Annotated in this window: 11 protein-coding genes; 7 read left to right on the plus strand and 4 right to left on the minus strand. The window is 38.0% G+C overall.

The annotated features are described in order from the left end of the window. Positions 1–9 precede the first annotated feature (9 nt). Complete coding sequence (gene lhgO / locus ABXT69_RS06430) at positions 10–1,212, plus strand: L-2-hydroxyglutarate oxidase (protein WP_416679572.1); 1,203 nt, start codon at positions 10–12, stop codon at positions 1,210–1,212. On the opposite strand, the gene ABXT69_RS06435 is transcribed toward lhgO, so the two are convergent. From ABXT69_RS06435 to ABXT69_RS06450, 4 genes are read right to left on the minus strand one after another with little or no spacing between them, the layout of a single operon-like run. Then, complete coding sequence (locus ABXT69_RS06435) at positions 1,204–1,923, minus strand: glutamine amidotransferase-related protein (protein ID WP_416677454.1); 720 nt, start codon at positions 1,921–1,923, stop codon at positions 1,204–1,206. The genes lhgO and ABXT69_RS06435 overlap by 9 nt on opposite strands. Positions 1,924–1,935: 12 nt before the next feature. Beyond that, positions 1,936–2,910: an agmatinase gene (speB, locus tag ABXT69_RS06440; protein ID WP_416677456.1), complete on the minus strand. Its 975-nt coding sequence runs from the start codon at positions 2,908–2,910 to the stop codon at positions 1,936–1,938. A 35-nt stretch (positions 2,911–2,945) separates the two neighbouring features. After that, the gene (locus tag ABXT69_RS06445; protein ID WP_416677457.1) at positions 2,946–4,214 is read right to left on the minus strand and encodes an NAD(P)/FAD-dependent oxidoreductase; all 1,269 of its coding nucleotides are present in this window, start codon (positions 4,212–4,214) and stop codon (positions 2,946–2,948) included. Positions 4,215–4,227: 13 nt separating this feature from the next. Beyond that, entirely contained in the window at positions 4,228–5,601 is a 1,374-nt protein-coding gene (locus tag ABXT69_RS06450; RefSeq protein WP_416677459.1) for an aminotransferase, read from the minus strand. Between the two features lie 167 nt (positions 5,602–5,768). Here ABXT69_RS06450 and ABXT69_RS06455 point away from each other — a divergent pair, with 167 nt between their 5' ends. The 6 genes from ABXT69_RS06455 to ABXT69_RS06480 all read left to right on the plus strand — a co-directional run bounded on the left by ABXT69_RS06455 (position 5,769) and on the right by ABXT69_RS06480 (position 12,755). Beyond that, the gene (locus ABXT69_RS06455; RefSeq protein WP_416677461.1) at positions 5,769–7,127 is read left to right on the plus strand and encodes a glutamine synthetase family protein; all 1,359 of its coding nucleotides are present in this window, start codon (positions 5,769–5,771) and stop codon (positions 7,125–7,127) included. A gap of 95 nt (positions 7,128–7,222) precedes the next feature. Further along, entirely contained in the window at positions 7,223–8,314 is a 1,092-nt protein-coding gene (locus ABXT69_RS06460; protein ID WP_271541051.1) for a polyamine ABC transporter substrate-binding protein, read from the plus strand. A gap of 64 nt (positions 8,315–8,378) precedes the next feature. Beyond that, positions 8,379–9,509, plus strand: a complete 1,131-nt coding sequence (locus tag ABXT69_RS06465; RefSeq protein WP_416677463.1) for an ABC transporter ATP-binding protein — start codon at positions 8,379–8,381, stop codon at positions 9,507–9,509. A 6-nt stretch (positions 9,510–9,515) separates the two neighbouring features. Beyond that, positions 9,516–10,430, plus strand: a complete 915-nt coding sequence (locus ABXT69_RS06470) for an ABC transporter permease subunit (protein WP_416677465.1) — start codon at positions 9,516–9,518, stop codon at positions 10,428–10,430. Next, a complete protein-coding gene (locus ABXT69_RS06475; protein WP_271541057.1) occupies positions 10,427–11,230 on the plus strand; it encodes an ABC transporter permease in 804 nt (267 codons plus the stop codon). The genes ABXT69_RS06470 and ABXT69_RS06475 overlap by 4 nt, the downstream gene beginning before the upstream one ends. A gap of 70 nt (positions 11,231–11,300) precedes the next feature. Continuing rightward, positions 11,301–12,755 (plus strand): NAD-dependent succinate-semialdehyde dehydrogenase, encoded by a 1,455-nt coding sequence (locus tag ABXT69_RS06480; protein ID WP_416677467.1) that lies wholly within the window; start codon positions 11,301–11,303, stop codon positions 12,753–12,755. Position 12,756: the final 1 nt, after the last annotated feature.

The following is a 12,756-nucleotide window of genomic DNA, read 5'->3' on the forward strand; positions in this document are numbered from 1 at the left end:
ACGGATCTAATGTTCGACTATGTAGTTTTAGGAGGAGGTATTGTTGGCGTATCGACGGCACTTTCGCTTATTACAAAACACCCTGATAAACGCATCCTGCTTGTTGAAAAAGAGGAATCTTTCGCTCAACACCAAACGGGTCACAATAGTGGCGTCATTCATGCTGGTGTTTACTATGAACCTGGCAGCTTAAAGGCAAAATTTTGCAGAGAAGGATTAACAGAAACAATCAAATTCTGCTTGCTTCATAAAATCCCATATCAGCAATGTGGTAAGCTATTAGTAGCAACTAATGACACAGAATTGAAGCGGATGAAAGAGCTTTATGAGCGGTGCAAATCGAATGATATTGAAGTTGAAATTTTAAACGAAAAAACATTAAATGAAATTGAACCAAACATCTCTGGTATTGGTGCGCTTTTAGTCAAGTCAACTGGAATCGTTAACTATAAATTAATTACAAAGAAAATGTCAGAGCAATTTGAGTCATTAGGTGGCATGTTTCTTCTTAACACTAAAATAATTAATCTTAAAGAAGACGAAGATAAAATTCAAATAATAACTTCGAATGAAACATTCAGCTCAAGATATCTTGTTTGCTGCGCTGGGCTAATGGCTGATCGAATAGCAAAACTACTTAAAATTAAAATTAACTTTCAAATTGTTCCATTTAGAGGAGAATACTTCAAGCTTCCTGAAAAACATAACAATCTCGTTAAGCATTTGATCTACCCAATACCTGATCCAACTCTCCCCTTCCTAGGAGTTCACTTAACCAAAATGATTGATGGAAGCATAACAGTTGGGCCAAATGCGGTTCTTGGATTTAAGCGTGAGGGTTATAGTCAGTTTAATTTCAGCCTAAAGGACACCCTTCAGTTATTATCATTCAAAGGGTTTCATAAAGTACTTATGAGAAACTTTAAATCGGGCTTATATGAAATGAAAAATTCAATCTTTAAGAGAGGTTATTTAAAGGAGGTGCAAAAATATAGCCCCTCAGTAAAACTTAACGATCTCCAGCCATACCCTGCAGGAATTAGAGCACAAGCAGTTTTGGATGATGGCACACTTGTGCATGACTTTTTATTTGCTGAGAGCAGGCGATCAATCCATGTATGTAATGCACCATCTCCTGCAGCAACTTCAGCTATACCAATTGGAAAATATATTACGGATAAAGCGACTGAGGCTTATAACAAACTAACTTAATTTAAAAAACTGCCTTATAGTCTCAGCAAACTGCGCTGATTGAACGCTTTCAGGCTTCGCTTTAAGCTTAATTAAAGCAGGGTCTACAAATTCTTTTGGGATTGTTATATCTCTTCGAGCAGCTAGAAGGTCCTTTGTGAAATCAACCAAAAATTCGGGATGCGCTTGCATTGTAAGAACTTTATCTTTGATATAAAAACCAGCATTTTCACAAAAATCAGATTTTGCATAAACAGTAGCGCCGACTGGTGCTTGAAGGACTTGGTCTTGATGACAAATATTTAAGGTCACCTCTTCCAACAAGTTGCTCATGTAACCTGTTTTATTGTTAATTTGGTAAGTATGAAGCCCCAAACCCCATCCTTTTATTGACTTTTCAACATGACCTCCAAGCGCCTGGGCAATTAGCTGGTGCCCAAAACATACTCCAAAGATTGGAAGGCTGTCCTTATAGATATTTTTAATCAGATCACTGACTACTGGTATCCAAGAGTGCTCCTCATAAACGCCGTGCGGAGAGCCGGTAACAATCCATCCATCACACTCAAGGTGATCTTTTGGAAATACTGAATCAAGAATATTAAATGTTTTAAACTCAAACACCTTCTCTTCAGAATTAATAAGCGCAATAAGCATTTCTGCATAAGTACCATATTCGTCAACCAAGTCTTCTGAAGCCCTTCCAACTAATAATATTCCAATTTTCATCATATTCTTAAGAAATTAAATTTTTAATTTTTTCATTTTTTGCTTTGCTCTAATGACGAGATAATCATGCGCAATAGTCGCTGCAATAATTGCTGTAATCTCAGCATGATCATAAACTGGAGCCACTTCAACAACATCTGCGCCAATAAAATTTAAGCCATCTAAGCCCCTAATAATTCCTAAGGCCTGGGCAGAAGTTAAACCTCCCGAGACTGGTGTTCCAGTTCCAGGTGCATAGGCTGGGTCAAGACCATCAATATCAAACGTAAGGTATGCAGGGCGATCTTTAACGACTTCAATTATTTTTTTAATTACTTTATTTACGCCATTCTCATGAACCCACGGCGCATCAAGAATAGTCACCCCCTTGGTATTGCTATTATGAGTTCTTATTCCAACTTGTATGGAGTGCTCGGTATCAATTAAATTCTCTTTGATGGCTCTTGAAAACATCGTGCCATGGTCAAGCCTTCCATCTTCATCGGGCCAAGAATCTGTATGTGCATCAAAATGAACAAGCGCAATTGGTCCATGCTTTGCAGCGTGTGCCCTTAAAAGTGGATAGGTTACAAAATGATCACCCCCAAAAGTGAGCATCTCTGCCCCAGAGTCTAATATAGTTTTAGCATGGGCTTCGATTTGAGCAACCACATTTCCATGAAAACCATAATCCAATTCGCAGTCTCCATAATCCGTTACCGCTAATGTTTTGAAGGGGTCTATTCCATCTGGAAATGCTAATAATTCTGCAAGCTGAACTGAGGCTTCTCTTATTGCTTTAGGGCCAAATCTTGCACCAGGTCGAAAGCTCGTTGCAGCGTCAAATGGAATCCCACTTACAGCAATATCAACGCCCTTTAGATTCTTTGTATACTTGCGCCTTAAAAAACTAAGAGCGCCGCCATAGGTCATTTCATTGTCTCTGCCATAGAGAGTCTTTTTAGTGAAAGCTTGATCAGTCTTTATTTCTTCAAAGTCATCAGTACTCATTAATTTTTCCTATATGTTGAAAAACTAGCTTCATATTATAATCGGTCCATTAGCGAATAATATAGCATGCCGAGTTTCATACTTGGATTTCGCAAAAACCTTCCACCAGGAAAACTTTGTCTTGGAATCTTTGCCATAATATCAAAAGTCTCCCCATTTCCAGTAATTTTCTCAGAAACTAATTTTCCAGAGTAGCTAGCAAGAGCAACACCTTGGCCAGAATAGCCTTGAGCAGATATAACTTTTTCATTATGGAGAGTTGTAAAGAATGGTAGGCGATTCATTGTTATCGCAAGCTTTCCTCCCCAAGCGTAATCGATTTTTACGTCCTTTAAAAATGGATAAATCTTTTCTAAAGGCTTAGTAACTATGGGAATAATATTATTTGAAAGCTCTTGAGAATAATTCTCGCCACCGCCAAAAAGTAAGCGCTTATCAGCACTCATTCTAAAATAGTTGATTACAAATCTTGAGTCAGCAAAGGCAATGTCTTTTGGGTTTATCTTTTGAACAGTTTCATCGTCAAGCGGCTTAGTAGCAACAATATAGTTATTCATTGGCAGTATTTTTGATGTTAAGCTTTTTTCAAAATTACCAAGGTAACCATTACAAGCCAGAACAACTCGATCTGCTTTGATTGAGCCATCTTTAATGATTACCTTAACATGGTCATCATTAACTTTATAACTTAATGCAGGAGTATTTTCAAAGATCTTTGCACCTGCAGAGATAGCAGCTTTTGCAATCCCAAGAGCATAATTAAGTGGATGACAGTGAGCCTCGCCTTCATCATAACTACCCCCATAATATGTATTTGAGCCAGTCACATCTCTCATTTCATTATCATCCAAATACTCAATGTCATGATAATCATAGTTTTCATTCATATGATCTACATATTGTTTTGACTCTTCGCAATATTTTTGCTTATGATTGGGGTGGGCAATACCTTTTTTATAATCACACTGAATTCGATATTGATCAATTAGATGTTTAGCGTGATATTTTGATTTCTCGCCAATCTCCCATAAAACTTTAGCATAATCAACTCCTAACGTTTTTTCTAGATAGAACTGGTCTCTTCTCATGCCACCAGACACTTGGCCTCCATTAGCACCAGAGGCTCCAGATGCCAGCTTGTTGGATTCAAGCAGGAGAACATTTACTCCTTCTTTTGCCAAATAAAGAGCGGTCGATAGACCCGTGTAGCCTCCACCAATTATGCAAACGTCAGCATGCACGTCGCCAGTAAGCTTAGGTTGATCAATCTCAATATTTCGAGATGCTAGGTAATAAGATTGCACGCAAAGATAGTATTTACTTAATTGATTTGGCAGTCAAATCAAGACACTTCCAAACCTTTTCAATTATCTCGTCAATATGCTCATTAGTACAAATTAAAGGAGGAGAAATAACCATCTTATTTTTAATTGCCCTCATTACTATGCCATTCTCATAACAAAAATCCCGACATTTTCCAACAATCTCTCCACTATTATCAAATCGCTTGCAATTTTCTTTATCTTCAACAATTTCTATTGCTGCAAGCATTCCAAGTTGTCTAGCTTCACCCACCAAGGAATGATTCTCTAAATCCTTCCACTTACTTCCCAAGTATGGGGCGGTATTATTTTTGACTTGGTGAATTATATTAGTGCTCTCCATTAATTCAAGGTTAGCTATAGCTGCTGCCATACAGGCTGGATGTCCTGAATAAGTATATCCATGATTAAACTCTTCCTTAGCTGAAGCTAATACATCGACAATATCATCATGGACAATAACACCTCCAACTGGCAGATAACCCGAAGTTACTCCCTTTGCAAATGCCATTAAATCTGGCTTAAAGTTAAAATGTCCAGAACCAAACCATTCCCCAGTCCTTCCAAAGCCACAAATTACTTCATCTGCAACTAAAAGGATATTTCTCTCTTTACAAATTCTACTAATCTCTGGCCAATAAGTTTTTGGAGGAATAATAACTCCACCTGCACCCTGAATCGGTTCCGCAATAAATGCAGCAACGCGATCTTCACCAAGCTCGTCTATCTTTTTAGCAAGACTTTGGGCCATCTTAATTCCAAATTCATCCTCATCAATTTTTCCACCTGCCTCAACACAAGCATCATAATAGTAGGGTTGTTCTACATGTTCAATATCAGCAATTGGTAAGCCACCTTGAGCATGCATGGCGCTCATTCCGCCTAAACTGGCACCTGCCATAGTAGAGCCATGGTAAGCATTTTTGCGACTAATAATGACAGACTTAGAGGGCTTGCCTTTTGCATTCCAATAGTGTCTTGTTAATCTCACAACAGTATCATTTGCTTCAGATCCAGAACCACAAAAATAAACTTTATTCATCCCTTCTGGAGTTTTATCCGCAATCATTTCAGATAACTTAATTGCAGAAGGATGACTAGACCCAAAGAAATTATTATAGTAAACAAGTTCTTTCATTTGCTCATTCACAGCCTTAATAATTGATTGTTGACCATAGCCCATATTAACGCACCATAGGCCAGACATACTATCTAAAATCTTCTTACCATCATTGTCATAGATATAAACTCCATCTGCTCGGCTGATGATATGAGTTTCCTCAGGCTTATTGATGTAACTTAAATCACTAAAGGATTGAATTAAATGCTTGGCATTTTTTTGTTGGAGAGCTGATGTACTTATAGTCATGGGAATTCCTCAATTAAATTATCAACTTAAAATCGCAAGAAATTGAAATTATCTTGCAACACAATTTTAAATGTTATAGTGTAATACTTTTTTGAATCATGAGTAAAAAATAATTTATGATTGTTCAAAAGTAACAAAAAATAATTAAATAGCAAACTTTTAAATACATGACTAATATCGCTGAAGAATTTTTAAAGAATAACCCAGATTTAGAAAAAATTGAGTTTATCTATGTTGACTTTAATGGCATCCCAAGAGGCAAATATGCCGCACCAAAAACCCTAGTTAAAGCTTTTGATGGTGGCCTTAAAATGCCTATATCAAGCTATGTACTTGATGTTTGGGGTGATAACCCTAAGGGAACTGGACTGGTGATGTCAGGTGACGGTGATGCAATATGTAGGCCCGTTATAAGCTCACTAGCAGTCACGCCATGGAGCACTCGCAAGACAGCCCAGTGCCTTGTTAGCATGGAAAATGGTGATGGAGAGGCAATTTATGCAGACCCAAGGCAAATCCTATCTTCAGTTCTTGAGCGTTTTCAAAAGCTTAATTTAAAGCCAGTTATCGCACCTGAAATGGAATTTTATCTTGTTGATAAACAATTGCAAAAAAATGGCCATCCACAAATGCCAATCATTCCAGGCACTAACAGAAGATATGAAGATGTTCAGCTTCTCAACTTGAATGAGATGGATGACTTTGAAAGTTTCTTTGCCCTAGTAGAAAAAAGTGCTCACTCTCTAGGGATTCCTGCTGAGACTGCCATCAAGGAGTGTGCACCTGGACAATTTGAAATTAATTTACTACATCATGATGACGCCCTCTTGATGGCTGATCAAGCCTTTTTAATGAAACGCTTAATTAAAAACTGCGCTCGACAATTTAATATGAATGCCACCTTTATGGCCAAACCTTTTTCAGATCAAGCTGGCAACGGTATGCACGCGCACCTTAGCATTATTGATAAAAATGGTAACAATGTTTTTACAGTCGACAAAGATAAACGGCCTCAAGGTATCTTTGCTAAATCTATTGCGGGCCTTTTAAAGAATGCCCCTGATTTTCTTTCCTTTTATGCATCACACTCAAATTCATATCGACGTTTAGTTCATAATGCAGATCACGCTCCAACAACATTAAGCTGGGGTAATGAAAATAGGACCGCCCTAGTAAGATTACCGGAGGCATCCTCAAAAGCAACGCGTTTAGAGTTTAGGCTTCCAAGTGCAGACTCGAACCCCTACTTAGTATTCGCATCCATTCTTTCAAGTGTTTTGTCAGGAATAACAAATAAATATCCACTTGATAAAGAAACCATTGGAAATGCTCATGCGCAGCATGAAGCTGCATTAGGAATAACCTGGAGAGAGGCCGTTCAAAAAACAAGTGAATCCCCAGTAGTTAAAGAATTTTTTGGTGAAAAGTTTCAAAAATCTTATCAATGCGTCAAAGAATCTGAAATAAAAAGATTTGAAAGTACGATTACTGACTTTGAATATAACTCATATTTAAGGCATCTTTAATATATGATTAAATTGTAATTTCAAAAAAGGTGTGTATTAAAGAATAAACTTTAATATAATCCAGTTTATAAAAATAAAATAAAAGGAGAGTAATAATGAAAAATAAATTAAATAATCTACTTATTGCTGGAGCGTTAACATTTACCGCTCAAGCTGTAATTGCAGAAGAAGTAGTTAATGTTCTAAACTGGTCTGATTATATTGATGAGCAGGTTAATACAGACTTTACAGCTGCAACAGGCATTAAGGTTGTCTATGATGTGTTCGATTCTAATGAAGTTCTCGAAGCAAAGCTTCTTGCAGGAAGCTCTGGATATGACGTTGTCGTTCCTTCTAGTAGTTTCTTAGCGCGTCAAATTGAAGCGGGTGTCTTCCAAAAATTGGATAAATCAAAATTATCAAATATTGGAAACATGTGGAGCGACATTGAAGAGCAGGTAGCACAATTTGGTCCACTCAATGACTACTCTGTTAACTACATGTGGGGAACAACAGGTATTGGCTACAACGATGGTTTAATTAGTGAAAGGATGGAGAATGCTCCTACAACCTCTCTTGCTATGGTCTTTGATCCAGATGTCGTTTCAAAATTCGCTGATTGCGGCGTTCATCTTTTAAATGCGCCAACTGAAATAATTCCTGCAGCACTTGCTTATCTTGGTGAAGATCCAAGAAGTACTGATTCGGATGTTATAGCTAAAGCAGAAGCTGTCTTGACCAAGGTTCGTCCGTATATTCAAAAATTTCACTCATCTCAGTACATTGATGCTCTTGCAAATGGAGATATATGTCTAGTTGTTGGCTGGTCAGGTGATATATTTATGGCTCAATATGCAGCCTGGGATGCGGAGAATGGCGTAGAAATCGTTTATTCGATTCCTGATGAAGGCGCTCTAATGTGGTTTGATCAATTGGCAATTCCAGACGACGCTCCTAATGCTGATAATGCACATAAGTACATTAACTGGATAATGGATCCTGAGCAAATTGCAACAGCAACAAACTATGTTTGGTATGCGAATGGTAATCTAGCCTCTCAACCTCTCCTAGAGGAAGACCTTCTAAATGATCCAGCAGTTTATCCAACACCTGAGGTTATGGAAGGTTTATACATTAGCCCAACATACGATTCTAAATCTCAAAGAGTGGTAACACGTACCTGGACTAAAGTCACAACAGGTCAGTAACTTTAAACTACTATTTCCTTCATGATACTATGCATCATGAAGGGTTTTTAATTAGCATAATTCTATGTCCGAAAATATTAAAGTCAGCCCTTGGCTCGATTCAAGTCAGAAGCCGTATATCCAAATTCAAAATGTCACTAAGCGGTTTGGTGAATTTACAGCAATCGATAATTTAACTCTAGATATCTACAAAAATGAATTTTTCTCCTTACTGGGCCCTTCTGGTTGCGGGAAAACAACGCTCCTTCGAATGCTTGCAGGCTTTGAAAAAATAACTGACGGCAAGATTCTTGTGGATGGAGAAGATATATCTGAAATACCTCCTCACCTAAGGCCAATTAACATGATGTTCCAGTCCTATGCGCTTTTTCCTCATATGACTGTTGAAAAAAATATTGCCTTTGGATTAAAGCAAGATAATCTCCCCACTGACGAGATTAATCAAAGAGTAGAAGAAATGCTCGAGCTTGTTGAGCTTACTGACTTTGCTAATCGCAAACCTAATCAGCTCTCTGGAGGTCAAAGTCAAAGGGTTGCTCTTGCAAGAAGCTTAGCCAAGCGTCCAAAATTATTACTCCTTGATGAACCTTTAGGGGCACTCGATAAAAGATTGAGAGAACAAACTCAGTTTGAACTAATGGACATTCAGGAAAAACTAGAGGTCACTTTTGTTATTGTTACCCACGACCAGGAAGAGGCAATGACTGTTTCAAGTCGAATCGGCGTTATGGATTCTGGAAATTTAGTTCAAGTTGCAACACCTACAGAAATCTATGAGGCACCAATCAACAAGGATGTTGCTGACTTTATAGGTGACGTTAATATATTAAAAGGAATCTATAAAGGACAAAATGAAGTTGGCACTCAGTTGTTTTCTGAAGACTCAAATTCAATTGTGTTTGCAACACAAGAAGTTGGCGCCTCAGTTGAAGATGAAATGTGGTTCGCAATCAGACCAGAAAAACTTGAAATATCTAAAGTAGCGCCATCTCATGATCACAATATATTAAAAGGAACGATTGAAGATATTGCCTATGGAGGAAGCTTTTCCACTTACCATGTCAAACTAGATAATGGAAGAATCTTAAAGGCAATACGTGCAAATCGTGAAAGAACTAAAGAGCACCATTTAACATGGGATGATGAAGTTTACCTTCAATGGGCTCCACACTCTGCTGTGGTCCTTCTTTCTTAGCTTCCCATGAAGCTTATGCGAACAAATCCAAACTTTTTTAAAAGTATCTTTAATGGAAGAAATGCCGTAATTGCAATTCCATATATTTGGCTGCTTTTGCTTTTTTTACTACCTTTTATTTATGTTTTAAAAATAAGTTTTGCAGAAACAATTTATGCAAGGCCACCATACTCCTCACTTCTAATTTGGGGAGATTCATGGCTACCTTCAATTAAAGCAAGCTTTGATAACTATTTATTTCTTTTTAGTGACTCTTTGTATATTAAAGCCTATCTTTCAAGCTTAAAAATTGCCTTTATCTCAACAATACTAACTCTAATAATAGGGTACTCAATAGCTTACAGCGTCGCAAGAGCTCCCACCCGATGGAGGGGAATATTGCTAATGCTTGTTATTCTTCCTTTTTGGACTTCTTTCTTAATAAGAGTTTATGCGTGGATTGGAATACTAAAGACGGAGGGCTTACTAAACCTAGCTTTAATGTCCATTGGAATTATTGAAAAGCCACTCATGATAATGAACACTGATCTTGCAGTCTATATTGGCATTGTTTACTCTTATCTGCCTTTTATGATTCTTCCTCTATATGCAAATCTTGAAAAAATGGATATGAGTTTATTAGAAGCTGCAGCAGATCTTGGCTGCAGACCCTTTAAAACCTTCTGGACAGTAACTGTTCCACTGTCTCTATCTGGAATTATCGCTGGCTGCTTCTTGGTTTTTATACCAGTTATGGGTGAGTTTGTAATCCCAGATTTACTTGGCGGCTCTGAAACACTAATGATTGGAAAGGTTCTTTGGACAGAGTTTTTCTATAACCGAGACTGGCCAGTGGCCTCAGCAGTCGCAATCCTTTTACTTGCAATTCTCGTGGTCCCAATAATGCTTTACCAAAGATCTCAAGAGAAGGCAATCTCATGAAAAAATTTGGTAGCTTCAATATTTTCTCACTGATTGTTGGATTTTCATTTTTATATATACCAATAATATTATTAATTTTATTTAGCTTTAATGAATCAAGATTAGTTACAGTTTGGGGCGGTTTCTCAACTAAGTGGTATGGTGAGCTATTGCAAAACCAGGGTATAAAAGATGCCGCCTGGGTAACAATAAAGGTTGCCTTTGTTTCTTCAACTATTGCAACAATTTTAGGAACTATTGCTGGCCTGGTAATGACTCGTTTTGGTAATTTTAAAGGCAGAACTCTTTTTTCAGGGATGATCTATGCGCCAATGGTTATGCCTGAAGTAATCATTGGGCTATCAACTTTACTTATGTTTGTAGCGCTTGCAATTGATCGCGGTATTTTTACTGTGACTTTGGCTCATATAACATTTTCAATGTGCTATGTTGCTGTTGTTGTGCAGTCAAGAATGTCAAGCTATGACGACAGCCTTACAGAGGCAGCGCTTGACTTAGGGTGCACCCCATTTAGAACGTTTACCCTAATAACACTTCCAATAATCCTCCCAGCAGTTATCTCTGGCTGGCTTTTATCTTTCACTCTGTCACTTGACGATCTAGTAATTGCGAGCTTTACCTCTGGCCCAGGCTCTACAACCCTTCCAATGAAAATATATTCGATGGTAAGGCTAGGAGTCACTCCTGAAATAAATGCAGTTTCAACAATCTTAGTAGGAGTTGTTACTCTAGGAGTCATAACTGCCTCATTAATTGGAAGACGACAGAAACAACAAATCCTAAAAACGCAACATACGTGAAGGACATTTCAGCTCAATTGAACATTATAATTAGCACCTTTAAAGTTCAATATAAATTCAAGGATTAATTATGCTCAAAAATACTAGCCTTTTAAAAGCTCACGGCTACATCAACGGAAAGTGGGTTGGTGATGATGCTCAATCGCGTTTTGATGTGACTAATGCTTATACAAATGAAGTAATTAGTACTTTGCCTGACATGGGTAAAAAAGAAACCGATGAGGCCATCGATGCAGCAAATGCCGCATGGCCAGATTGGCGCAGCCGAACTGCTAAAGAAAGAGCAATTATCTTAAAAAAATGGTTTGATTTAATCATGTCTAATCAAGAAGATTTAGCCACATTAATGACAGCAGAACAAGGAAAGCCATTAGCAGAAGCTAGAGGTGAGGTTGGTTATGGTGCATCATTCATAGAATGGTTTGCAGAAGAAGGAAAAAGGACCTATGGTGACATAATTCCAACGCCTGCAAATGACAGAAGAATACTTGTAATTAAACAGCCAATCGGCGTTGTAGCTTCAATCACGCCATGGAATTTCCCGATCGCAATGATCACAAGAAAATGTGCTCCTGCAATTGCTGCAGGCTGTCCAGTTGTTATTAAGCCCGCTGCAGAAACTCCATTATCAGCACTAGCAATTGCAGAACTAGCTGAGCAAGCTGGAATACCCAAAGGAATAATAAATGTAGTTGTTGGAACTAATTCAAGTGAAATTGGACAAGCATTAACCAGCAGCCCAATTGTAAGAAAACTTTCATTTACTGGCTCAACTGCCGTTGGAAAAATTCTAACACGCAACTGCGCCGACACAATGAAAAAAGTATCTATGGAGCTAGGAGGCAATGCTCCATTTATAGTCTTTGATGATGCCGACATCGACTCTGCAGTTTCAGGCGCAATGATTTCAAAGTTTCGTAATACTGGGCAAACCTGTGTTTGCACTAATCGCTTTTTAGTTCAAGAGGGAATTTATGATGAGTTTGTAACTAAACTTGCTGAGGCCGTTAAAACTCTAAACGTTGGAAATGGAATGGATGAGGGTGTTAATCAAGGGCCATTAATCAGTCTAAAAGCACTTGAAAAAGTTAAAGATCACTTGTCAGATGCTGTTGATCGAGGAGCACTCGTTGCTGTAGGTGGAAAGCCTCATAAAAATGGTGGAACTACATTTGAGCCAACGGTCATTAGTAATGTAGACAGCTCTATGAAAATTGCAACAGAAGAAACCTTTGGACCTCTTGCGCCAGTATTCAAATTTTCAACTGAGAAAGAAGCGATAGATATGTCGAATGATACCGAGTTTGGACTAGCCTCTTATTTTTATACGAATGATATTAATAGAATATGGCGCGTATCTGAAGCCTTAGAATACGGAATGGTTGGCGTTAATGAAGGCGTCATTTCGAATGAAGTAGCTCCATTTGGTGGAATCAAAGAGTCAGGATTAGGAAGAGAAGGTTCGCACTATGGAATAGATGACTTTCTCGAACTAAAGTACATTTGTATGGGCGGGCTAAAGTAAT

The sequence above is a fragment of the Candidatus Pseudothioglobus sp. Uisw_016 genome (assembly GCF_048087635.1).
Lineage (GTDB): Bacteria > Pseudomonadota > Gammaproteobacteria > PS1 > Pseudothioglobaceae > Pseudothioglobus.